Origin of the sequence: Streptomyces thermodiastaticus, assembly GCF_014656135.1 — a bacterium.
Lineage (GTDB): Bacteria > Actinomycetota > Actinomycetes > Streptomycetales > Streptomycetaceae > Streptomyces > Streptomyces thermodiastaticus.
Window position 1 is genome coordinate 113815 of record NZ_BNBV01000009.1, and the last position, 23315, is coordinate 137129.

Sequence of the window (23315 nt, forward strand, 5' to 3'; positions counted from 1 at the left end):
TCCTGCGTGCACAGGCCGCACTGGCACTCGTCACCGCCGGCATCGACGTCGGAACAATCCTCGGAGCACTGACTGGGATACGTCGCGGACCGCTGGCACAAGAGCCGTCCCGCGCCTGATGAGGCCGTCCGCCGCGCACGGCAAGAGCAAGCGCTGGCAGGCCTTCTATTCGGAACGATTCTCGGAGCACTGCATTGGGCTACGTCGCAGACCGCTGGCACAAGAGCCGTCCCGCGCCTGATGAGGCGGAGTGCGGCGAACACAAGGGCCTTGTGCCGTCCGCCGCGCATGGTAAGGGCAAACGCTGGCAGGCCCGCTACGACGACCCCTTCGGCAAGGAGCGGACGAGCATGCACCGCACGAAAGCCGAGGCCGAAGCGGAGATCGTCCGGCAGGAGTCGGCCAAACAGACCGGCAGTTGGATTGACCCGAAGGCCGGAACTGTTACCGTCGAGAGATACGCCCTGGAGACGTGGCTGCCCGCGCAGTCCGTCATCGGCCGCAGCGCGCACGAGTACCGTGGCGTGCTCGAGCGGTACCTGATCCCCGAGTGGGGGCCGCGGCAGATGCGGTCCATCCGCCCCTCGGAGGCCGGCGCCTGGCAGCAGCTCCTCACCACCAAATACGGGCTGTCAGGCGGCTACCCGAACCGCGTCGCACGGCACGTGCGGGGTGTTTTCAGACTGGCGGTGACGGACCGCATCATCCCGGTGTCCCCGTTCGACGGGATCAAAGCACCCACCTTGGTCGAGTCGCCCGTGGACCCGCCGGACATTCCTGAGGTGCGGCAGATCATCGCCCACGCCTACAAGCCGCTGTGGGCGGCGATGTTCGAGGTAGCGGCGCAGACGGGGCTGCGCTCTGGCGAGCTGCGCGGCATGCGCGTCGACAAGATCGACTTCCTTCGGAGGGTGTACCGGGTCGAGGAGCAGCTGGTGTACGAGAAGTGCAAGGGCATGTACCTGGACGGTGTGAAGACCGGTGCCGGCCGCCGCGTACTGCCCCTGCACCAGCGGACCGTGGACGTCCTCGCCGCGTGGGTGGCTGAGCATCCGCCGCCCACGGCCGGGAAGTGGGCGGGTCTGCTGTGGCTCATGCCGAGCGGTGAACCGGTCTTGAAAAGCACGATCGACAAGGCGTTGAAGAACGTGTGCCGGAGGGCGGGTTTGCGTCCGCGGCATATGCATGAGCTGCGGCACCACTACGCGTCGGTGCTCATCGCCGGCGGCGAGAACCCGAAGGTTGTGCAGAAGCGGCTCGGGCACAGGGACGTGATGACGACGATGCGGACGTATGCGCATCTGTTCGCGGAGGCGGAGGAGCGGACGCGGTCGGTGCTGGATGCGGCGTGGTCGGAATTTCCGGAGGCGAGCGGAAGGATTCCGGAACCTCGGGCCGCCGGCGTGCGCGTGGTGCAGGTCAGGCGCTGATCTGGGACCTCCCGAGCGGATGGTCGCCTTCCTCTGGCAGGACCCGGCGGCAGGCGAGTCCCCGCAGGAGGTGAGGAACAGGCTGCGCCCCCTCGCCCAGCGACTCCGCACCGAATGCGGGCGCCTCGACGTCCCGGTGATCGAGGCGCTGTGCATCTCCGGAGGGCGCTTCTGGTCGTACTGCTGTCCGACCGACGACTGCTGTCCCGACGAGGGCAGGCCCATGGGACTGCCCGGCACCTCCGTGCTGGCCGCCGCCGCGGCCTACGCCGGCATCCAGGTGCGGGGCAGCCTGCGGGAGGTGCGTGCCAGGCTGCTTCCCTGCCGGAGCGCCGCCGCCGCGCGGCAGCAGGAGCGGGCGCTGGACATCGCGAGCCGGGCCCTGGTGCCCCGGATGCTGGACGAGGCGGACGGCCCGGCGGTGGCGGTCGAGACCCTGCGACTCGCCGAGCGTGTCATGCGGCGCTTCGCCGAGGCACCTGCCGTGCCCGGTGTCGCCGCCGCCGATCTCCGCGACGACCGCTTGCTCGAGGACGAGGAGGCAGCCCGGCTCATCCTCGGCCTGCAGGACCGCACGACCCGTGACCGGGCCGCCGCATGGATGGAGGGCGACGAGGCCGCCCCGGCGCTGCGGCTGTGGCGCGCCCTGGCCCGCCGCTGCGTGGGACCGTACGGCGAACACGCGGCGGCCCCGCTGACGCTCGCGGGCTGGGTCGCCTGGTCGTCCGGTGACGAGCTGGAGGCCCGGGAGGCCCTGGCCATGGCGCTGGGCGCGGACCCCGACTACCTCTTCGCACGCCTGCTGCACCAGGCGTGCAACGAAGGGCTGGATCCGGAATCGGTCCGCCGCTGCCTGCGCGCGGAACGCACCGGCCGGCAGGAGCCCGCCCGGCCGCCGGCGGCCGAGCCGGACGGCACGACGGACGCTCCCCGCACGGCCCGCACGCCGGCGGAGGACGTTCCCGAGACGGCCGAGACGGCGGACGCGTCCGGGACGGACGCTCCGGAAACAGCGGACGCTCGGGCAACGGATGCGCCGACGCCGGATACGCCGACGCCGGATACGCCGACGCCGGACGCTCGGACCAGGGGTGCGGCGGCGGCACCGGACACGCCGGACACGCCGGACACGCCGGCGGCGGACACGCCGGGCACGCCGGACACGCCGGGCACGCCGGACCCGTCGGGCACCCCGCACCCATCGGGCACGCCGGACCTGTCGCGCACAGCAGCGGCCGGCCGGACACCCCAGCCCGCCGCTCAGCCGACGAAGCCCGCCGCTCAGCCGACCGAGGTGGCACCCGGCCGGTCCGACCCCGGGACCTCGCAGGGGCAGGAAGCGGCCGACGGCACCACGCGCACCGGGGGAGCGGCAGGAGCGGGCCGCCGCCGGCGCCGTCCGCGTGCGGGCACCCGTGGTCCGGTCCCGCCCGGCCGGGTTCCCAGCCGTCCCGGATCCCGCACCGACGGGACACGTCCCGGCGTCCGCACCCGCACCCGTTCCGCGACCACGGGCGGCACTAGCCCGCGCCCTGCGGCAGCCGACGCGCAGGACCGCGGCGACACGCCCCGCCCCGCGCCGTCCGCGCCCGGCAGCGAGCCGGAGGACCAGACATGACCTGAGCTTCGCGCACCGCCCTCCGGCTGCCCTCCCGCCGCCGTTCGGCCGTATGCACGGCACCGAGGCGTGACCTGGACCGGCGCCGCCGCGTTCACCTGAGTGGCGGAAACCCGGCCAGGGCGCCCGCCGGACTTCACGCCCCCGCGAGCACCCGCCCGGGCTCCGGCCGGCCGAGACCGGCCGAGCGCCCCGAGGCGCCCAGAGCGCAGAGAAAGCCGCCGCATGCACCAGCCGACGCGACCTGCCGAGACCCCGGCGCCCAGCAGGACCCCGCCCAGCGCCCCGGCTCCCGCGAGGGGTCCCCTGCGGCCGGCACCCGGCCGGGACGAGCGCCGGTCACCGATCCCGCACCGGGCCTGCCGGCCCGCGCCGCAGACGGCCCCCGCCCGTCCGGCCGAGCTGCCCTCCACGCACGACGCCCTGATCTGTGTGGCCCTGCCGGCCCTGACCGTCTCCACGGAACAGGGCCAGCTGACCGGCCGGGGTCTGGAAGGCGTCTACCGGGCGGGCCGGCGCCTGCTCTCCCGCTGCCGGCTCCGTGTCGCCGGGCGCGAGCCGCTGGTCGTGCAGGCGAGGATGACCGCACCGGACCGCGTCCGCTTCGTGGGCACGCTGCGCGCCTCGCCCGACGCGGGCCCCGACCCGGACGTCGTCGTGGAACGCACCCGGGACGCGGAGGGCACCGAGCGGATCGTGCTGCGCAGCACCTCCCCGCGGCCCCTGCGGCTGCCGGTCGAGGTGGCACTCGGCACCGACCTGGCGGAACTCGGCCGGATCGCGGCCGGCCGGGCCGGCGGCGAACGTCCCGCGAGCGTGCGCGGCCCCGGCCTGTGCTGGTCGGCGCCGGACATCAGCGCGTCCGTGACGGCACAGCCGCCCCCGGCGGACGTGCTGGCCTCAGCCGGACTGCTGCGCTGGCAGGTCGACCTGCCCCCGGGCGGCACCGCGAGCCTGGAGCTGCGCGTACGGCAGGACGGCGCCGGACCGGTCCGCTCCGCCGCCCGCACGGCGACGAGCCCCCTCGCCGGAGCCGTTGCCACCGCGGACACACCCGGAGCCCCGGACCTGCTGCGCACCGGCATCCAGGACCTGCGGGCCCTGCTGCTGCGCGACCCGCAGCACCCCGCCGACCTGCATCTCGCGGCGGGCGCGCCGTGGCGGTGCGGTCTCGCCCCGGCCGAGGCGCTCGCCGCGGCCCGGATGGCGCTGCCGCTGGGCACCCGGCTCGCCGCGGGCACCCTGCGCACCCTGGCCCGCACCCAGTACACCGGCCCGGGTTCGCGCTTCGGCATGATCCCCGGTCCCCGCCGGGACGCGGGCCCCCACCTGCCGCCCTGCTGCACCGGGGTGGAGGCCACCCTGCTGTTCCCCGTCCTCCTCGCGGAAGCCCGCCGTTGGGGACTGCCCGCCCACGAGACGGAAGAACTGCTGCCGGCGGCCGAACGCTGCCTGACCTGGCTGCGGGCAACCGCCGACGGCGACACCTACCTGTGCGACCCGCTGCCCGGACGGCCCGTCCGCTGCGAGACCCAGGCCCACGCGCACCGTGCCGCGGTGCTCGGAGCGGACCTGCTCGACGCGTACGGCCGCCCCGGCGCCGAGGCACTGCGCCAGTGGGCCGACGAGCTGCGCACGGCGTTCCGGCGGGAGTTCTGGGCACCGGATCCGGGCGGCGGCAGGCCCGTCGCGGGCCGCGCACCCGGCGGCCGCCCCCTGCTCCACCTAGACGCGGCCGCCGCCCACCTGCTGGACACCGGCCTGCTCGGCGGAGGCCGGCAGGCACCCGGACTGCTCGATGAGGCCCAGACCGGACAACTCGCCCGGCTGCTGGACGGCCCGGCCATGAACTCGGGCTGGGGACTGCGCGGCCTGGCAGCGAACGAGACGGGCTACAACCCGTTCGGTCACCGTGCCGGAGCCGTACGGGTCGCCGAGACCGCCGTCACCGTCGCCGGTCTCGCCGCGGCGGGACACGAGAAACAGGCCGGATCGCTGCTGCGGGGCCTGGTGGCCGCGGCCGAGGCCTTCGGCCACCGGCTGCCCGAGATGTTCTCCGGTGAGCAGCGCACCGAGGGCAGCGCTCCCGTCCACCACCCCGCCGCCTGCCGGCCCTCGGCCACGGCGGCCGCCGCCCCCGTCCTGCTGCTGACCGCCCTCGTGGGCATCCGTCCCGACGCACCGGGCGGGACGGTCACCCTCCGCCCGGTGCGCTCCGCCCCCCTCGGTGAGATCGCCCTGACCGGGCTGCGGCTGGCCGGAGCGCCCTTCTCCGCACGCGTGAGCAGACTCGGCCTCGCCCTCGTCGAGGAAGCGGCCGAGGGCCTGCGACTGGGAGCGTGACCTCGTACGCCGCGGCAGCGGACGCAAGGGGGAAGGCGCGGCGTGCAAGCCTCGGCCGAGCACAGGGGGCCGGCCGCCTCGGCGGCCGGAGACAGGAGTGTTTATCGTCAGGCAGACGACTATGATCGCGGCATGCCCTACGACCCGTCAGCCTTTCCGCCTTTTGCCGTGACCGTGGACCTGGTCGTGCTGACCGTCCGCCGCCATTCCCTGTGCGCGCTGGCGGTGCGCAGGGCGGAACCACCCTTCCAGGGGCGCTGGGCGCTCCCGGGCGGGTTCGTCAAGGCCGACGAGGATCTGGCACAGGCAGCGGCACGCGAGCTGGCCGAGGCGGCGGGCCTGCGCGTGCACGACCCCGCCCAGCCCGCCCAGGGCGGCACCGCCCACCTCGAACAGCTCGCCACCTACGGAGACCCCCACCGAGACCCGAGGATGCGCGTCGTCAGCGTCGCCCACCTCGTCCTGGCCCCGGATCTGCCCGCGCCCCGGCCCGGCGGCGACGCGGACCGGGCCCGGTGGGCACCCGTCGAGGAACTGCTCCAGGGCCACGACCGCGACGGCGAGCCGACGCCCCTCGCCTTCGACCACGCCCGGATCCTCGCCGACGGAGTCGAGCGCGCCCGCTCGAAGATCGAGTACTCGTCGCTGGCCACCGCGTTCTGCCCGCCGGAGTTCACCGTCGGCGAGCTGCGCCGGGTGTACGAAGCCGTGTGGGGCGTGGCACTCGACCCGCGCAACTTCCATCGCAAGGTCACCGGCACCCCGGGCTTCCTGGTGCCGACCGGAGGGACCACCACCCGCCAGGGCGGCCGGCCCGCCCAGCTCTTCCGGGCAGGCGGCGCCACCCTGCTCAACCCGCCGATGCTGCGCCCCGAGGTCTGACGGCGGCGGACACACCGGCCGCGCCGGAAACCGTCCTTTCTTGCGAAAGGCGAACACCGAAGCGGGCGGTGGCGTCCGCCGGTCCGAACGTGCGCCGGGTTCCCGAAAAAACGGACATCAGGCGCTATCTTGCTGCGGGTGATCCAGGCCTTCGGATTGACCAGCGACTCCCGCAAGGGTCTCCCGCCCGCCGTCGACGACGTTTCCTTCGAGGCGCACGCGGGGCGCGTCACCGCGCTCCTGGGAGCGGCGGGAGCGGGCAAGACGACGACGCTGCGCCTCATGCTCGAACTCCAACAAGGCCGCGGCATCACCTACTTCAAGGGCCGTCCGCTGCACCGCATCCCCCACCCCGCGCGCGAGGTCGGTGTGCTGCTGGGCGACGTCCCCGGACATCCCTCCCGCACGGTCCGCGGCCATCTGCGCATGCTCTGCGCCGCCGCGGGACTGCCCGCCCGCAGGGCCGACGACGTGCTGGAGACCGTCGGCCTGGTCAGCTTCCGGGAAGAACGCCTGGGCACCCTCTCACGCGGCCTGGACCGCCGGCTGGGTCTGGCCTGCGCCCTGCTGCCCGGCCCGCACACCCTGGTGCTCGACGACCCGGCACGCGGACTGTCCGCGCGGGAGAGCCGCTGGCTGCACGAGATGCTGCGCGCCCACGCGGCCCAGGGCGGCACCGTGCTGTTCACCACCGCCGACTCGAAGGAGGCGGCGCGCACCGCCGACCGGGTCGTCACCCTCGACCGCGGCAGTGTCGTCGCCGACCAGGAGGCCACCGAGTTCGCCCGCAACCGGCTCCGCCCGCGCGTGGCCGTCCGCACCCCGCACGCCGCGCGCCTGGCCGCCCTGCTGATCAAGGAAGCACGCGTCGCCCGGCGCTCCGTCGAAGTCGTGCACGAGGACGGCAACCGCCTCTCCGTCTACGGCAGCACGTGCGCCGACGTCGGCGAGTCCGCGTTCCGCCACGGCATCCTCATCCACCAACTCGCCGACGAAGTAGGGGACATGGGGCCGGGCGCCGGAGCCGCGTCCCCCGCCGCGTCCCCTGCCTCGACGGCGGAACCGGGTGCTGCGGTGGGCCGTCAGAAGCCGGCACACCCCGAACACCCGGGACACGACCGGCACACCGGCGACGCCCCCGACGACCGGCCGGCGGTCTCCGCCCCGGCCGGCAGGCGCTCCGCCACGCACCCGGCGACCGGCCTACGCGGCCCGGCACGTCGCGCCGCCACGCGTCTCGACGAGGTGCCCACCGCTCTCGCCGGTGACCACCCCGCCGCACAGCGCCCCTCGGCAGCCTCCGGAGGCCGGCCCGACGAGGGCGGCACCGTGCTCACCGGGTCCGGACCACGTCCCGAGGGCGAGAACCTGCGCCCCGCCGCCGCACCCGGCGAACCCCGTCGGACCGCCGCCCGCACGGAAGCTCCCGCACCCACCGCCGGCACCCCGGACCTGCCGGGAACCGCTCAGGCGCCGGAGCAGCGCGAGCCCGCCGTCGCCGGCACCCCCGCGCGGGCCGCTGCGGCGGACGACCACGGCACGCCCTCCGGTGACGCGACCGGGACACCCTCCGCAGCCACGGCGACACGCCCCGGCACGCCCCGCGCGGGCCACCCGGACTCCTCACCGGCGCTCCTCGCGAAGACCCTCTCCACCGACGTCGCCCCCAAAGCCCCCGCTCGCTCCGCCTCCCCGGAAGCACCGGCCTCCGCCGCCCCCGCGGGCCCCCACCGCGCGGCCCCCGCCGCCACCTCCCGCACGGGCACCCGGTCCACCGCGGCCGGCCCGGACCACCCGCCCGCGAACAGCCGCCCGGCCGCCCCCGGCGCACCGGGCGCTCACGGCACCGGCGCCGAGCGGCGGCCCTCCGCCGCACAGCCCTCGATCCCGACCCCCCGCCCGGCGGAGGCACTCCGGCTCGACACCTCCTCCACGCTCCCGCCGCCGATCTGCGTCCGTCCCGGCCCGAGCCCCCTGCGCCCCCTGCGCTACGAACTGCGCCGCGCCTGGGGCATCGGTACGGGCTTCGTCACCTGCGCCGCCGTCCTCGTCGTCTCCGCCCTCACGTCGCTGATCATGGGCGGCCTCGGCCACACCCCGCAGCCGCGGCTGCTGGCCGCCTGGCCCCAGCTGCTCCCGCTCCCGCCGGCGGCGCTGGGCGCCGGACTGCTCGGCGCGCTCGCCTTCGGCGACGAGTTCCGCCACCCCGCGCTCGCCGCCGACCGCGGCACCGTGCCCCGCCGTCTGGGGCTGCTCGCCGCGAAACTCCTCGTCGCCACCGCCACCGCGCTGCTGCTCGCCTTCCTCGCCATCGGCTGCGACGCCGAGGCCCTCTACCTCGTCTTCGGCGGGGGGCTGACCCAGGTGCCCGGCGACTGGCTTGTGCTGGGCGCGAGTTGGGTCTCTCTCGTGGTGGGCTGCGCCTGGACCGGCGTGCTGGCCGCGGGTATCTTCCGCTCCACCGCGGCCGGGCTCGCCACGGTCCTGGCGGTTCCGGTGGTCGTGGCCCCCGCGGTGCACGCGGTGTTCGGCGCCTCGGCCGGCGACCCCGACGGCCTGCCCGCCCGGCTGCGCGAGATGTTCCTGCTGCCCTGGCCCTTCGGCGGCGGCCGCTACCTGTCCGCCGCGGCCCGGCTCACCGCTCAACCGATGGGCGCGGCACTGGTGTTGTCGTTGGCCGCGCTCGCCTGCGGATACGTGGCCATGACCGTGCGGAACCGGACGCGCTGACCGGTGCGCACCCTGCCCGATGACCGGCTTCGACCCTGTTGCGCACGGTCGATGTCTGTAATTCCCCGTAGAAAGCCCATTTCTTTCTGATAAGGCGTCAATTGCGGTGAAGTGAGCGATCACCCTTTCGTGTGCTTTTCACCAAAGACCTCAAGGGAGTTGGAAACGGCGCCGACAAAGGTTCCGTGAGTACCCTTGCGCACACCATGATGACCGCCGCCCGTTCCGCCGACTCCGGCGTGGCCGGTCCGGGCGAACTCGACCGATACCCGTACGCGGAGGCACCCGCCCCCGACCGTGTCGCGGGCCCGTCCTGGGAGGGGGCGGACCCGGAGCTGGGCCGGGTGGGCCGGCGCGCCGCGGGCAGCCGCGGCCGCGGACTGCACGGCCAACTCGTCCAGCAGCTCGGCCAGATGATCGTCTCCGGCGATCTGGGCGCGGACCGGCCGCTGGTGCCCGAGGAGATCGGCCAGCGGTTCGAGGTCTCCCGCACCGTCGTCCGCGAGTCGCTGCGCGTCCTGGAGGCCAAGGGCCTGGTCAGCGCGCGGCCGAACGTCGGCACGCGGGTGCGTCCCGTCAGCGACTGGAACCTGCTCGACCCCGACATCATCGAGTGGCGGGCCTTCGGGCCCCAGCGCGACGACCAGCGCCGTGAGCTGAGCGAGCTGCGCTGGACGATCGAGCCCCTCGCCGCCCGGCTCGCCGCCGGGCACGGACGCGAGGACGTCCAGCAGCGCCTGGCCGACATGGTGGAGATCATGGGTCACGCCCTCGGCCAGGGCGACGCGCTGACCTTCTCCCGTGCCGACGCCGAGTTCCACACGCTGCTGATCCAGGTCGCGGGCAACCGGATGCTGGAGCACCTCTCGGGCATCGTCTCCGCGGCGCTCCAGGTCTCCGGCGGCCCCGTCACGGGATGCGACCGGCCCAGCGAGACGGCCCTGGCGCAGCACGCCCGCATCGTCGACGCGCTCGGGGCGGGCGACGGTGCGGCCGCGGAGGCCGCCATGCGCCAGCTGCTGACGGTGCACCCCGAGATCGAGCGGGTGGTCCCCGCGCCGCGCGAGCACTGAGCCGCGTACGCCGATCCGGGCACGGACGGCATGACAGCCCCGCCGTCCTCCCCTGCCTGCCGCCCGGCCGGTGAACGGGCTCGGCAGGACCCCGCCGGACCCGCCGCCCACGGCGGGGTCCGCGCGGGCCGCGCGGGCGGTGCCCCGACCGGCGCGGCATTCGGCCGGCACAGCGTGGATCATGGATGGGCCGCTTTTTGATCGCGTGTGCCCGCTTTTGAACGCTTACCGGTGTGACTCGGGCCACGTGAAGGGGGCGTAACGCTCGCGGAGACAACGCGATGACCTAAGAGGTGACAGCCGCGGAGGGAATACGGACGCCGTTCACGGCGCTGTGCTCTTCCTCGGCCCGCGCCCGCGCCGTCGGCCCATCCCCAGGCCGGTGGTCGGCCTCCGTCCGCCGTGGACGGGGCCGGAAGCCGTTTTCCAACGTTCCGAGAGGTTGTTCGTGTCGGCCAGCACATCCCGTACGCTCCCGCCGGAGATCGCCGAGTCCGTCTCTGTCATGGCGCTCATCGAGCGGGGAAAGGCTGAGGGGCAGATCGCCGGCGACGATGTGCGTCGGGCCTTCGAAGCTGACCAGATTCCGGCCACTCAGTGGAAAACCGTACTGCGCAGCCTCAACCAGATCCTCGAGGAAGAGGGTGTGACGCTGATGGTCAGTGCCGCGGAGCCCAACAAGCGCACCCGAAAGAGCGTCGCGAAGAGTCCGGCCAAGCGCACCGCCGCCAAGAAGGCGGCGACGAAGACGGTGACCACCCGGAAGGCCACCGCCACCGCCGCTTCGGCGGCCTCCGCCGGCGACGCGTCCGCCGAGGACGAGGCGGCCGCGAAGAAGACGGCGGCCAAGAAGACGACGGCCAAGAAGACGACCGCGAAGAAGACCGCCGCCAAGAAGACGGCGGCCAAGAAGACCGCGGCCAAGAAGGACGACATCGACCTTCTCGACGACGAGGTGCTCGACGACCCGAAGGCCGCCGAGGAGCCCGACGCCGAGAACGCCGGTTTCGTGCTCTCCGACGAGGACGAGGACGACGCTCCCGCCCAGCAGGTCGCCGCGGCCGGCGCCACCGCCGACCCGGTCAAGGACTACCTCAAGCAGATCGGCAAGGTTCCCCTGCTCAACGCCGAGCAGGAGGTCGAGCTGGCCAAGCGCATCGAGGCGGGTCTGTTCGCCGAGGACAAGCTGGCCAACTCCGACAAGCTGGCGCCCAAGCTGAAGCGCGAGCTGGAGATCATCGCCGAGGACGGCCGCCGCGCCAAGAACCACCTGCTGGAGGCCAACCTCCGCCTGGTGGTCTCCCTGGCCAAGCGCTACACCGGCCGCGGCATGCTCTTCCTGGACCTCATCCAGGAGGGCAACCTCGGTCTGATCCGCGCGGTCGAGAAGTTCGACTACACCAAGGGCTACAAGTTCTCCACGTACGCCACCTGGTGGATCCGCCAGGCGATCACCCGCGCCATGGCCGACCAGGCCCGCACCATCCGTATCCCGGTGCACATGGTCGAGGTCATCAACAAGCTCGCGCGGGTGCAGCGCCAGATGCTCCAGGACCTGGGCCGCGAACCCACCCCGGAGGAGCTGGCCAAGGAGCTCGACATGACCCCGGAGAAGGTCATCGAGGTCCAGAAGTACGGCCGCGAGCCGATCTCGCTGCACACCCCGCTGGGCGAGGACGGCGACAGCGAGTTCGGCGACCTCATCGAGGACTCCGAGGCGGTCGTCCCGGCCGACGCGGTCAGCTTCACGCTGCTGCAGGAGCAGCTGCACTCGGTGCTCGACACCCTCTCCGAGCGCGAGGCGGGCGTCGTCTCCATGCGCTTCGGCCTGACCGACGGCCAGCCGAAGACCCTCGACGAGATCGGCAAGGTCTACGGCGTCACGCGTGAGCGGATCCGCCAGATCGAGTCGAAGACCATGTCGAAGCTGCGCCACCCGTCGCGCTCCCAGGTGCTGCGCGACTACCTCGACTGATCGCGGTCGTACCCCCGCGGAAGGTCCGGTCCCCGGGAAGGGACCGGACCTTCGTGCTGCGGACCTGGCCGCGATGCGTGACTCTGGGTGTTCACATGATCATCCCAGAGTGAGGAGAGCGCATGCGAGGCCGTAGCGTCCGGGCCCTGGCCCGGCCCCTGGTCCTGGCGGCCGCGGCGGCCGCGATACCGCTGGTCGCCGGCCCTCCGGCCGCTGCCGGCGGCGTGGTCGTCGGAGGCTTTCCCGTCGATGTCGCGCAGAGTCCCTGGACGGTGGCCCTCTCCAGCCGTGACCGGTTCGGAGGCAGCCGCTCGGGGCAGTTCTGCGGCGGTGTCGCCGTCGGCCGCACCACCGTGCTGACCGCGGCGCACTGTCTGGGCAGAGAGGTCGTCGGCTCGCCGCCGACACCGGATCTGACGGTCATCACCGGCCGCACGGATCTGCTGTCCACGCAGGGCAAGGAGATCCGGGTGCGCTCCGTGTGGGTGAACCCGCGCTACGACACCGCGACCAACGCGGGCGACTTCGCCGTGCTCACCCTGGCCGAACCGGTGTCCGCCCGCGCGGTGATCACCATGGCCGGTCCCGGTGACCGGGCGTACCGGCCGGGCACCGGTGCCGTGGTGTACGGGTGGGGCGACACCACCGGGGTCGCGGCCTACGCGCGCAGCCTGCACGCGGCACGGGTGCGTGTCCTGCCCGACGCGCAGTGCGAGCGGGCCTACCCGGGCGGCGCTCAGGGCCGCTACCGGCCCGGTGTCATGCTGTGCGCCGGAGAGCCCGCAGGGGGCCGTGACGCCTGCCAGGGGGACAGCGGAGGCCCGCTGGTGGCACAGGGACGGCTGATCGGCCTGGTGTCGTGGGGGAGCGGCTGCGGGGAGCCGGGCAGACCGGGTGTCTACACGCGCGTGTCCGAGGTCGTGAAGACCCTCGGCCGCGCCGCTGACACCCCGGTCACCCGGCGCCGGACCGGATCCGGGTGACCCGGCGGAGCCGGGCCGGTGCGCGCGGTGGCCGGAGACGACGAAGGGCGGTCACTTCCGTGAACGGAAGCGACCGCCCTTTCGCCGGTCTGTGCCGGACCTTGCTCGTCGTGCGAGGTGTCAGCGTTCGTCGGACGCGCTTGCCGAAGCAGACGTCAGGCGCGCGGTCTCGTCCTGTATCTCAGCGGCGATCTTCTTGAGTTCCGGCTCGAACTTGCGACCGTGGTGGGCGCAGAAGAGCAGTTCTCCGCCGCTCAGCAGGACGACGCGCAGGTAGGCCTGGGCGCCGCAGCGGTCGCACCGGTCGCCGGCCGTCAGCGGGCTCGCGGGGGTCAGAACAGTAGTCACGTCGCCTCTTCTCTAGCTCGACGAGCTGTCGTACCAGGGTCAACATCCAACCAGCCGCAAACGTTCCCGCTCGTGGCTTTTTCTCGGAAAAATCTTGTCCGAGACGGCTGTCCGTTGCCGGGTGGCGGCGAATGTGCCGTAGTGCGTGTCTATGTGTCGTACGGGTTCGCGCTGTCGGTCATGGTCGGTCCTCCCCGGCGGTGTCACCGGCTTGTGCAAGAGGACGTGCCCGGAGCCTAAATGGTTCATGCCTCGAAGGGAACGTGATGTGTGCTTCACCCCATCGAGGTATCGAACGTACATGCGACTCTCTACTACTCTTGTCTCCTGCCGAGGGTTGCGTTACGAGGCCCCCACCTGGGCTCGGTACCCTCTGGTGCGACAACCGAGACCGCGCCCCAACCTTCCGGGCCCCGTTCGAAATTCAGCGAGGAGCGAACCGCGTGACCGCCGACACGTCCGTGCCGTCCACAGCGCTGCTGGCAGGAGCAGACCGGGACGGCTCCAACTACACCGCGCGGCACCTGCTCGTCCTCGAGGGCCTCGAAGCCGTGCGCAAGCGCCCCGGCATGTACATCGGGTCGACCGACAGCCGTGGCCTGATGCACTGCCTGTGGGAGATCATCGACAACTCCGTGGACGAGGCACTCGCGGGCGTGTGCGACCACATCGAGGTGATCCTGCACGACGACGGGTCCGTCGAGGTGCAGGACAACGGCCGCGGCATCCCGGTCGACGTCGAGCCCAGAACCGGCCTGTCCGGTGTCGAGGTCGTCATGACCAAGCTCCACGCGGGCGGCAAGTTCGGCGGCGGCTCCTACGCGGCCTCCGGCGGTCTGCACGGCGTGGGCGCCTCCGTGGTCAACGCCCTGTCCGCCCGGCTGGACGTCGAGGTGGACCGCGGCGGTCACACCCACGCCATCAGCTTCCGGCGCGGGGTGCCCGGAGCCTTCTCCGGCGCCGGACCGGACGCGAAGTTCGAGCCCAAGGGCGGCCTGCGCAAGACCAAGAAGATCCCCAAGAACCGCACCGGCACCCGGGTGCGGTACTGGGCCGACCGGCAGATCTTCCTCAAGGACGCCAAGCTCTCCCTGGAGACCCTGCACCAGCGCGCCCGCCAGACCGCCTTCCTGGTGCCCGGCCTGACGATCGTCGTCCGCGACGAGCTCGGCCTGGGCGAGGGCGGCAGCAAGGGCGAGGAGTCCTTCCGCTTCGACGGCGGCATCAGCGAGTTCTGCGAGTTCCTCGCGGACGACAAGCCCGTCTGCGACGTGCTGCGGTTCAGCGGGCAGGGCACCTTCAAGGAGACCGTGCCGGTGCTCGACGAGCACGGCCAGATGACGCCCACCGAGGTCACCCGCGAACTCGGCGTGGACGTCGCACTGCGCTGGGGCACCGGGTACGACACGACGGTCCGCTCGTTCGTCAACATCATCGCCACCCCCAAGGGCGGCACCCACGCCGCCGGCTTCGAGCAGGCCGTCACCAAGACGCTGAACGAGGTCCTGCGCGCCAAGAAGCTGCTGCGCGTCGCCGAGGACGACATCGTCAAGGACGACGCCCTGGAGGGCCTGACGGCCGTGGTCACCGTGCGGCTCGCCGAGCCGCAGTTCGAGGGCCAGACCAAGGAGGTGCTCGGTACCTCGGCGGCCCGCCGCATCGTGAACAACGTCGTCTCCAAGCAGCTCAAGACGTTCCTGACCGCCACCAAGCGCGACGCCGCCCAGCAGGCCCGCGTGGTGCTGGAGAAGGTCGTCGCCGCGGCCCGCACCCGCATCGCCGCCCGCCAGCACAAGGACGCCCAGCGCCGCAAGACCGCGCTGGAATCCTCCTCCCTGCCCGCCAAGCTCGCCGACTGCCGCAGCGACGACGTCGAGCGCAGCGAACTGTTCATCGTCGAGGGCGACTCCGCGCTCGGCACCGCCAAGCTCGCCCGCAACTCCGAGTTCCAGGCGCTGCTGCCGATCCGCGGCAAGATCCTCAACGTCCAGAAGTCGTCCGTCACGGACATGCTCAAGAACGCCGAGTGCGGCGCGATCATCCAGGTCATAGGGGCCGGGTCCGGCCGCACCTTCGACCTGGACGCCGCGCGCTACGGCAAGATCATCATGATGACGGACGCCGACGTGGACGGCTCCCACATCCGGACGCTGCTGCTGACCCTGTTCCACCGCTACATGCGGCCCATGGTCGAGGCGGGCCGTGTGTTCGCCGCGGTGCCGCCGCTGCACCGCATCGAGCTGGTCCAGCCGAAGAAGGGCCAGGACAAGTACGTCTACACGTACTCGGACCGGGAGCTGCGGGACAAGCTGCTGGAGTTCCAGAGCAAGAACATCCGGTACAAGGACACGATCCAGCGGTACAAGGGCCTCGGCGAGATGGACGCCGACCAGCTTGCCGAGACCACCATGGACCCGCGCCGCCGCACCCTGCGCCGGATCAACCTCACCGACCTGGAGGCCGCGGAGGCCGTGTTCGAGCTGCTGATGGGCAACGACGTCGCCCCGCGCAAGGAGTTCATCGCCAGCTCGGCGGCCACCCTGGACCGCTCGCGGATCGACGCGTAGGCGCCTTCGCCGCGGCCGGATCCGGGTCCGCAGCGTCCCCGACGCGGACCGGGAACCGGCCGCGGGCCGCTTCTCCACCCACGGGTGGAGAGAGGACGGTGCGCAGGATCCACCCATGATCCATCCGCGCTCCGATCAACCGAACCGCCTCCCTGCGTAGCGTCGAAGACGCCGACGGCACCCCGCCGTCGGCGCTTCGTCGCTGCTCACGGAGGTCTGATGTCCGGGCTCGTCAACGTGCTGGTGATCGTCGCCGTCGCCGCCCTGGTGATCGTGCGGCTGTTCCGGACACGCAGGTTCGACGCCGACCGGCGCTGGTGGCTCGTCCCGGCCGTCCTCACGGTCGTCGCGCTGCGGAAGCCGGCCCTCCTGGACCCCGACCACCATGGCGCGTCCGCCGCCCTGCTGGCCGCCGGACTCCTCATCGGCCTGGGCACCGGAGCCGGCTGGGGCTGGACCACCCGGATCTGGGCCGGCCAGGACGGCACCGTGTGGACCCGGAGCAGCACGGCGAGCGCGGCCGTCTGGATCGGCGGCATCGCGCTGCGGATCGGCCTCGCCGCACTCGGTTCCTCGTTCGGGATACGGCAGGGCAGCGCGGCCGTGCTGCTCACCCTCGCGCTCACGCTGCTGGCCCGCTCCGCGGTCATGGTGCTGCGCGCACGGTCCCTCACCGTCCCGGCGGCCGGCGCAAGCACGGCGTACGGTGACGGCAAGGTCCGACCCGCGTGGAAGGAACGTGTGTGACCGACACCCCTTGGACGCGCTGGCCCTCCCCGGAGGCACTGAGCCGCGCCGGGCTGTCCCGGCCCCGGCGGCTCCTCGGCCGGTCGGTGCGCGCGCTGGCGGGCGTCGCGCTGCTGTGGGGTGCCTTCCGCAGCGGTCACCGCCCGCCCTGGCAAGTCGCGGCGGCGGTGGCCGGCGTCCTCCTCGCCGGCGTCGCCGTCTGGGGCTTCTTCCGCGCCACCCTCGCGCACCGGCTGTGGCCCTCCCTCGGACTGCTGGCGGTGCTCGTCGGCCTGGGCCTCGCCGCGCACGCCGGGCAGCTGACCGTGCCCGCCCTGCTGCTGTGGTGCGCCTGCGCGGTCATGGCCCTGGTGCGGCTGCCCCTGGCGGCCGGGGCGCCCGTCGCGGCGCTCTCGCTCGCCTGCTACGCCCTGTCCCACGACGACAACTGGCTGGCGACCGGGGCCACCGCCGCCGGTCTCGCCCTCGCCGGTTACGTCCTGCGCCTCGACGCGGAGGCCCGCGCCGGAGCGCTGCGCCTGCTCGCCCAGGAGCGGGCCGCTCGGGCGGCCGAGGCGGAGTCGGCGGCGCTGGCCGAGCGCGCCAGGATCGCGCGGGAGATCCACGACGTGCTGGCGCACAGCCTGTCGGCCCAGCTCGTCCACCTCGAGGCCGCGCGGCTGCTCGTGGAGCAGGACGCGGACCGTGAGCAGATCCTCGAACGGATCGTCGCCGCCCGGGGCATGGCCCGCGACGGCCTCGCCGAGACCCGCCAGGCCCTGTCCGCCCTGCGCGGCGAGCTGACCCCGCTGGAGGACTTCCTCAGCGAACTGGTGCGGGAGAACGCGAAGGCCGAGGTCACTTTTTCGGGTGAACGCCGGCCCCTGCCCGCCGAGGCGTCGCAGGCGGTGAGAAGAGTCGCGCAGGAGGCGCTGACGAACGTCCGCAAGCACGCCGCCGGCGCCGCGGTCCATGTCCACCTGGACTACGGAGAGCACGAAGTGACGCTCGACGTGCGGGACTTCGGCGGCACGCCCGGTGAACTGGCGGGCTCCGGAGGCGGGTACGGTCTGCTGGGCATGCGGGAGCGTGCCGAGCTGCTGGGCGGCTCCCTCGACGCCGGACCGCACGAGGAGGGATTCGCCGTGACGCTGAAGGTGCCCGCATGAGCGAGGAGACAGGGGAGAAGCCCGCACGGGTCGTGGTGGCGGACGACCAGACCGTGGTGCGGGAGGGCATCGTGATGCTGCTGGGCCTGCTGCCCGGCATCGAGGTCGTCGGATCGGCCGGGGACGGGGACGAGGCGGTCCGGCTCGTCGCGGAACTCGCCCCGGACGTCGTCCTGATGGACCTGCGCATGCCGCGCTGCGACGGTGTGGAGGCCACCCGCAGGATCCGGGCCGGGCACCCCGGCACCCAGGTCGTGGTCCTCACCACGTTCGACGACGACGAGTCGCTGTTCCCGGCACTCGAAGCGGGCGCGCGCGGCTATCTGACCAAGGACGCCGGCGGCGACGAGATCGTCCGGGCCGTGCGGAACGTCATGTCCGGGGACGCGGGACTCTCGCCCGGCATCCAGCGGCGGTTGCTGGAACGGCTGACCGGGGCCGGGCCGCGTCCCGCCCCCGCCGCCCGGACGCCCGACGGACTGACCACGCGGGAGTGCGAGGTGCTGGCCCTGATCGCGGAGGGCCTGAGCAACCAGGAGATCGCCCGCCGGCTGCATATCTCCACGGCCACGGTGAAGACCCACATCAACAACCTCTTCGCCAAGGCCGGCGTGAAGGACCGTGCCCAGGCCGTGCGGTACGCCTACGCGACGGGAGTGGCCCGGCCGCCCGCACGGTGATCCACGTGAGCGTCCCTCACTTGATGGAGTGAACAAGGCCGGGAAGAGAAGTCACGGATCTTCCCGTTCTGTCCATCCTTGGGCATGCAGTCACGCAACAGCCGCCCCCAGGGGCACGGAGGCGGTCCCGAGCGCGCGCCCGCGCGCAAGGGGGCGCACGACGAGCAGGCCCGGGGCACCGCCGAGACCATGACCTGCCGCGACCCCTGGCACGACGCTCCGGCCCGCGGCCGGGACCGAACAGACCGCTCGGGCGCCGTCGCGTCCGTCCCGGCGGCCCGCCGCGAGGGACAGACCGGCCGGATGCCCGAGACGACGGCCCAGGTCTACCTGGACGTGCAGCGCAGCGCCGCGTTCCAGCAGGTGCGCTCCCGCTACCGCCGCTTCGTGGTGCCCGGGGCGGCGGCCTTCCTCCTGTGGTACGTGGCGTACATCGTGGCCGCCACGGCCGCGCCCGGGTGGATGGCCCGCCCGGTGGCGGGAGCGGTGAACGTGGCCATGCTCGCGGGGCTCGGACAGTTCCTCAGCACCTTCCTGTTCGCCTGGGCCTACGCGCGCCACGCACGGCTGCGGCGCGACCGGGCCGCGCTGGACCTGCGCTGGGACACCCAGGACCGCACGCGGCACGTCGCGGGCGGTGCGTCATGAACGGCAACCACCAGACGCTGACGCTGCTGCTGTGCAGCGTGTTCGTCGCGGTCACGCTGGCGATCACCGCCTGGGTGAGCCGCACCCGGCACGGCTCGGCCGAGGAGTTCTACGCCGGCGGACGGCTGTTCTCCCCCATGGAGAACGGTTTCGCCATCGCGGGCGACTACGCGTCCGCCGCCTCCTTCCTGGGCGTGCCCGGGCTGATCGTGCTCGTCGGCTACGACGGGGTGCTCTACGTGGTGGGTTTCCTCGTGGGCTGGCTGGTGGTGCTGTTCCTGCTCGCCGAACTGGTGCGCAACTGCGGGCGGTTCACCCTCGCCGACGTGGTCGCGGCACGCATGGCCGAGCGCCCGGTGCGGCTCGCGGCGGGCACCTCCTCGGTCACCGTGTCCGTGCTGTACCTGGTGGCGCAGATGGTGGGCGCGGGCGCCCTTGTCGCCCTGCTCCTGGGACGGACCGGCAGCGCTGCACAGATGTGGACGGTGACCGGCGTCGGGGTGCTGATGGTGCTCTATGTGTCTTTGGGCGGCATGCGGGCCACCACCTGGATCCAGATCGTCAAGGCGGTCGTGCTGCTGGCCGGAACCCTCGCCCTGACCGTGCTCGTCCTCCTCCGGTTCCACGGCGATGTGAACCGGCTGCTGCTCACCGCCGCCGCACACAGCGGCCACGGGGACGCCTTCCTGGCGCCCGGCCTGAGGTACGGCGGCGACTGGACCGCACGCCTGGACTTCCTCAGCCTCGGCCTGGCACTGGTGCTCGGCACCGGCGGCCTGCCGCACATCCTGGCGCGCTTCTACACCGTGCCGACCGCGCGGGCCGCCCGCCGCTCGGCCCTGTGGGCCATCGGCCTCATCGGCGTCTTCTACCTGATGACGATCGTCCTCGGGTTCGGTGCCGCCGCGCTCGTCGGACCGGACGCCGTCCGCGGGTCGAACGCGGCGGGGAACACGGCGGTGCCCCTGCTGGCCCTCCACCTGGGCGGCGGCGCAGGCTCCACCGCGGGAGCGGTCCTGGTCGCGGTGGTGGCCGCCGTCGCCCTCGCCACCATCGTCGCGGTGGTCGCCGGGCTCACGCTGTCCTCCTCGGCCGCGGTCGCCCACGACCTGTACGCGGCGCTGCGGCGCCGTGACCGCCGGCCGCGCAGCGAGGTGGCCGTGGCACGGACCGCCGCCGTGGGCATCGGGGCGGCCGCCATCGCCCTGGGCCTGCTCGCCCGCGGACTGAACGTCGCGGTCCTGGTGGGACTCGCCTTCGCGGTCGCGGCCTCCGCGAACCTTCCGGTGCTGCTGTACTCGCTGTTCTGGCGGTCCTTCACCACCCGTGGTGCGGTCTGGGCCGTCTACGGCGGGCTGGTTCCCGCCCTGCTGCTCGTGGTGCTCTCCCCGGTGGTCTCCGGCAACCCCGACGCGCTGTTCCCCGGCGTCGACTTCCACTGCTTCCCGCTGCACAACCCCGGCATCGTCTCCGTCCCGCTGGGCTTCCTCGCCGGTTGGCTCGGCACCGTCACCTTTGCCGAACCCCCGGACGAGGCCCGGCACGCGGAGACCGAGGTGCGGTCCCTGACCGGCGCCGGCGCCGCCTAGTCAGCGTGCGCGGAACAGGCGCGGCCGCGGACGGCCTACGGCGTCACCCACGCATAGCGGTGCTCCGGGCGGCCCGTGTCGCCGTACTTCAAGGACAGCCGCAGCCGGCCGGCCCGCTCCAGGTGGCGCAGATAGCGCTGGGCGGTGGAGCGGCTCAGCCCGGTCCTGGCGGCCACCTCGTGCGCCGACAGCGGCCGTCCGGCGCTGTGCAGGACACCGCAGATCAGGTCGGTCGTCGGCTCCGAATGCCCGCTGGGCAGGCCGGGGGAGGACGGGGTGGACACGGTGCGCAGCGCGGCGAAGATCCGGTCCACCTGCTCCTGCCCGGCCACACCCTGGCCGCCGACCCGGTCCACCGTGCGGCGCAGCGCGGCGTAGGACTCCAGGCGGCTGCGCAGCGCGGCGAAGGTGAACGGCTTGACCAGATAGTGCAGCGCGCCCAGACGCATCGCCTGCTGCACGGTCGTCACATCGCCCGCCGCCGTGATCATGATGACGTCGGTGCCGAGGCCCTGCTGCCGCATCCGGTGGACGAGATCCAGCCCCGAGCGGTCAGGCAGATACTGGTCGAGGAGCACCAGGTCGATGCCGCCGCGCTGCACGGCCGTCAGGGCCTGGTCGGCGTTGTGCGCGCGGGTGATCACCCGGAACCCGGGAACCTTCCCCACGTACGTGGCGTTGATCTCTGCGACACGGAAGTCGTCGTCGACCACCAGGACGTCAATCATCGGGCCTCTTTCCCTCAAGGCCGGGCGAGCGTCGAGCCCGTGTTCCCGCTGTGCTGTTGTAGCGCGAGCAAAACGAGCACAACAGATGTTTGCGAGCGGATGAACGGCTTGTGACGGCAAGACTGCTGTCCCGGCCGGGCCGCCTCTACCGTCCCGGCCCATGAGCGCAGACACCAGCCCCGCCATCGAACTGCGGGGCGCGAGCAAGACGTTCAGGACCCCGTCGGGGGGCCTGCACACCGCGGTGCGCGGCCTCGATCTGACCGTGGAACGCGGCGAGTTCGTGGCCGTGGTGGGCCCCACCGGCTGCGGAAAGTCGACCACGCTGACGCTGGTCAGCGGCCTGGAGGAGCCCACCGAGGGCGAGGTGCTGGTGGCCGGGGAACCGGTTGGCGGCGTCGGCGACAAGGTCGGCTTCGTCTTCCAGCAGGATGCCACCTTCCCCTGGCGCACGGTGCTGTCCAATGTGATGGCCGGCCCCCGCTTCCGGGGGGTGCCGAAGGCGGAGGCGAAGCAGAGGGCACGCGCCTGGCTGGCCCGGGTCGGGCTCGCCGCCTTCGAGGACCGCTACCCGCACCAGCTCTCCGGCGGCCAGCGCAAACGCGTCGCGCTCGCCGCGACCTTCGTCAACGACCCCGAGATCCTGCTGATGGACGAGCCGTTCTCGGCGCTCGACGTGCAGACCCGGGCGCTGATGTCGGACGAGCTGCTGGAGCTGTGGGAGGGCTCGGGCGCCTCGGTCGTGTTCGTCACCCACGACCTGGAGGAGGCCATCGCGCTGGCCGACAAGGTCGTCGTGATGACGGCCGGTCCCGCGACCGTCAAGCAGGTTTTCGACATCGGCCTGCCCCGCCCCCGCAAGGTCGAACAGGTCCGCCTGCAAACCGAGTTCGTCGAGATCTACCGCGAGATCTGGGAGTCCCTCGGCGAAGAGGTCCGCATCACCCGTGAGCGAGGTGCCCATGTCGCCTGAGGTGCTCGGCACACCGGCCGCCGACCTCGCCAAGACCGGTGAGCGATCCCAGTCCCGGGCCCGCGCCGCCCGCCGCCGCAAGGCGGTCGTCACCACCGCGCGCGTGCTGGTCCTGATCGCGGTGCTCGGCCTGTGGGAGGTCCTCTCCCGGACCCGGCTCATCGATCCGTTCAACTTCTCGATGCCGTCGCAGATCTGGGACCAGATCTGGACCTGGATCACGCACGGCACCGCGCTCGGCTCGCTGGGCGAGCAGATCTGGTACACGCTCTACGAGGCGCTGCTCGGCTGGGTGTTCGGCGTGGTGGCCGGTGTGGTGCTCGGTATCGCGCTCGGACGCGTCCGGTTCCTGGCGGACGTCCTGGGCCCCTACATCAAGGTGCTCAACTCCATCCCGAGGATCGTCCTCGCCCCGATCTTCGTGATCTGGTTCGGGCTCGGCCCGGCCTCCAAGGTGGCCTCCGCCGTCGTCCTGGTCTTCTTCCCGGTGTTCTTCAACGCCTTCCAGGGCGCCCGCGAGGTCGACCGGAACCTGGTCGCCAACGCCCGCATCCTCGGCGCCAGCGACCGCCGGGTGACCCTCCAGGTGGTCATCCCGTCCGCGACGTCGTGGATCTTCACCAGCCTGCACGTCAGCTTCGGCTTCGCGCTGATCGGTGCCATCGTCGGCGAGTACATCGGCGCCACCCGCGGCATCGGACTGCTCGTCGCCCAGTCCCAGGGCACCTTCAACGCCGCCGGTGTCTACGCCGCGATGGTCATCCTCGCCGCGGTCGCGCTGATCGCCGAGGGGCTGCTCACCTTCGCCGAACGCCGCATCTTCCGCTGGCGGCCCGCCGGTTCCGGTCAGTGA

18 protein-coding genes are annotated in these 23315 nt (G+C 72.9%); 16 read left to right on the forward strand and 2 right to left on the reverse strand.

Annotation, left to right across the window (positions count from 1 at the left end; translation table 11 throughout):
* The first annotated feature begins 194 nt into the window (after positions 1-194).
* The 8 genes from IE286_RS11545 to IE286_RS11580 all read left to right on the forward strand — a co-directional run bounded on the left by IE286_RS11545 (position 195) and on the right by IE286_RS11580 (position 13034).
* Positions 195-1430, forward strand: coding sequence for a tyrosine-type recombinase/integrase (locus IE286_RS11545; protein ID WP_189796564.1), 1236 nt, complete (start codon positions 195-197; stop codon positions 1428-1430).
* A 19-nt stretch (positions 1431-1449) separates the two neighbouring features.
* Positions 1450-3048, forward strand: coding sequence for a DUF4192 family protein (locus tag IE286_RS27145; protein ID WP_229862355.1), 1599 nt, complete (start codon positions 1450-1452; stop codon positions 3046-3048).
* Positions 3049-3273: 225 nt separating this feature from the next.
* A complete protein-coding gene (locus IE286_RS11555) occupies positions 3274-5391 on the forward strand; it encodes a glycogen debranching N-terminal domain-containing protein (protein ID WP_189796565.1) in 2118 nt (705 codons plus the stop codon).
* A 132-nt stretch (positions 5392-5523) separates the two neighbouring features.
* A complete protein-coding gene (locus IE286_RS11560; protein WP_189796566.1) occupies positions 5524-6273 on the forward strand; it encodes an NUDIX hydrolase in 750 nt (249 codons plus the stop codon).
* 138 nt (positions 6274-6411) lie between these two features.
* A complete protein-coding gene (locus IE286_RS11565) occupies positions 6412-9003 on the forward strand; it encodes an ABC transporter ATP-binding protein (RefSeq protein WP_189796567.1) in 2592 nt (863 codons plus the stop codon).
* 185 nt (positions 9004-9188) lie between these two features.
* Entirely contained in the window at positions 9189-10076 is an 888-nt protein-coding gene (locus IE286_RS11570) for a FadR/GntR family transcriptional regulator (RefSeq protein WP_189796568.1), read from the forward strand.
* A gap of 448 nt (positions 10077-10524) precedes the next feature.
* Entirely contained in the window at positions 10525-12051 is a 1527-nt protein-coding gene (locus tag IE286_RS11575; protein ID WP_189796569.1) for an RNA polymerase sigma factor, read from the forward strand.
* 122 nt (positions 12052-12173) lie between these two features.
* Entirely contained in the window at positions 12174-13034 is an 861-nt protein-coding gene (locus IE286_RS11580) for a S1 family peptidase (protein WP_189796570.1), read from the forward strand.
* A gap of 120 nt (positions 13035-13154) precedes the next feature.
* On the opposite strand, the gene IE286_RS11585 is transcribed toward IE286_RS11580, so the two are convergent.
* Positions 13155-13382 carry a DUF7455 domain-containing protein gene (locus tag IE286_RS11585; RefSeq protein ID WP_189796571.1) on the reverse strand — a complete coding sequence of 76 codons (228 nt, stop codon included), beginning with the start codon at positions 13380-13382 and terminating at the stop codon, positions 13155-13157.
* Between the two features lie 443 nt (positions 13383-13825).
* On the opposite strand from IE286_RS11585, the gene IE286_RS11590 reads away from it, so the two are divergent.
* The 6 genes from IE286_RS11590 to IE286_RS11615 all read left to right on the forward strand — a co-directional run bounded on the left by IE286_RS11590 (position 13826) and on the right by IE286_RS11615 (position 20761).
* A complete protein-coding gene (locus tag IE286_RS11590; RefSeq protein ID WP_189796572.1) occupies positions 13826-15949 on the forward strand; it encodes a DNA gyrase/topoisomerase IV subunit B in 2124 nt (707 codons plus the stop codon).
* Positions 15950-16168: 219 nt separating this feature from the next.
* Complete coding sequence (locus tag IE286_RS11595) at positions 16169-16696, forward strand: CcdC protein domain-containing protein (protein ID WP_189796573.1); 528 nt, start codon at positions 16169-16171, stop codon at positions 16694-16696.
* The gene (locus IE286_RS11600; RefSeq protein WP_189796574.1) at positions 16693-17844 is read left to right on the forward strand and encodes a sensor histidine kinase; all 1152 of its coding nucleotides are present in this window, start codon (positions 16693-16695) and stop codon (positions 17842-17844) included. Before IE286_RS11595 ends, IE286_RS11600 begins: the two co-directional genes overlap by 4 nt.
* Positions 17841-18524, forward strand: coding sequence for a response regulator transcription factor (locus IE286_RS11605; protein WP_189796575.1), 684 nt, complete (start codon positions 17841-17843; stop codon positions 18522-18524). Before IE286_RS11600 ends, IE286_RS11605 begins: the two co-directional genes overlap by 4 nt.
* Before the next feature lie 84 nt (positions 18525-18608).
* Entirely contained in the window at positions 18609-19172 is a 564-nt protein-coding gene (locus IE286_RS11610; protein WP_189796576.1) for a DUF485 domain-containing protein, read from the forward strand.
* Positions 19169-20761, forward strand: a complete 1593-nt coding sequence (locus IE286_RS11615; RefSeq protein WP_189796577.1) for a monocarboxylic acid transporter — start codon at positions 19169-19171, stop codon at positions 20759-20761. Before IE286_RS11610 ends, IE286_RS11615 begins: the two co-directional genes overlap by 4 nt.
* Before the next feature lie 35 nt (positions 20762-20796).
* Here the strand turns inward: IE286_RS11615 and IE286_RS11620 are convergent, their stop codons facing one another.
* On the reverse strand, positions 20797-21489 hold the full coding sequence (locus tag IE286_RS11620; protein ID WP_189796578.1) for a response regulator: 693 nt from the start codon (positions 21487-21489) through the stop codon (positions 20797-20799).
* Between the two features lie 160 nt (positions 21490-21649).
* Between IE286_RS11620 and IE286_RS11625 the strand changes: the two genes are divergently transcribed.
* Together IE286_RS11625 and IE286_RS11630 are read left to right on the forward strand one after the other, a co-directional pair.
* Positions 21650-22462, forward strand: a complete 813-nt coding sequence (locus IE286_RS11625; RefSeq protein WP_189796579.1) for an ABC transporter ATP-binding protein — start codon at positions 21650-21652, stop codon at positions 22460-22462.
* The gene (locus tag IE286_RS11630; RefSeq protein WP_189796640.1) at positions 22452-23315 is read left to right on the forward strand and encodes an ABC transporter permease; all 864 of its coding nucleotides are present in this window, start codon (positions 22452-22454) and stop codon (positions 23313-23315) included. Before IE286_RS11625 ends, IE286_RS11630 begins: the two co-directional genes overlap by 11 nt.

Excerpts from the sequence above, each read along its gene's own strand:
- IE286_RS11555 (WP_189796565.1), top strand. The coding sequence starts at position 3,274 with ATGCACCAGCCGACGCGACCTGCCGAGACCCCGGCGCCCAGCAGGACC.
- IE286_RS11580 (WP_189796570.1), top strand. The coding sequence starts at position 12,174 with ATGCGAGGCCGTAGCGTCCGGGCCCTGGCCCGGCCCCTGGTCCTGGCG.
- IE286_RS11605 (WP_189796575.1), top strand. The coding sequence starts at position 17,841 with ATGAGCGAGGAGACAGGGGAGAAGCCCGCACGGGTCGTGGTGGCGGAC.
- IE286_RS11630 (WP_189796640.1), top strand. The coding sequence starts at position 22,452 with ATGTCGCCTGAGGTGCTCGGCACACCGGCCGCCGACCTCGCCAAGACC.
- IE286_RS11615 (WP_189796577.1), top strand. The coding sequence starts at position 19,169 with ATGAACGGCAACCACCAGACGCTGACGCTGCTGCTGTGCAGCGTGTTC.
- IE286_RS11560 (WP_189796566.1), top strand. The coding sequence starts at position 5,524 with ATGCCCTACGACCCGTCAGCCTTTCCGCCTTTTGCCGTGACCGTGGAC.
- IE286_RS11610 (WP_189796576.1), top strand. The coding sequence starts at position 18,609 with ATGCAGTCACGCAACAGCCGCCCCCAGGGGCACGGAGGCGGTCCCGAG.
- IE286_RS27145 (WP_229862355.1), top strand. The coding sequence starts at position 1,450 with ATGGTCGCCTTCCTCTGGCAGGACCCGGCGGCAGGCGAGTCCCCGCAG.
- IE286_RS11595 (WP_189796573.1), top strand. The coding sequence starts at position 16,169 with ATGTCCGGGCTCGTCAACGTGCTGGTGATCGTCGCCGTCGCCGCCCTG.
- IE286_RS11625 (WP_189796579.1), top strand. The coding sequence starts at position 21,650 with ATGAGCGCAGACACCAGCCCCGCCATCGAACTGCGGGGCGCGAGCAAG.
- IE286_RS11620 (WP_189796578.1), bottom strand. The coding sequence starts at position 21,489 with ATGATTGACGTCCTGGTGGTCGACGACGACTTCCGTGTCGCAGAGATC.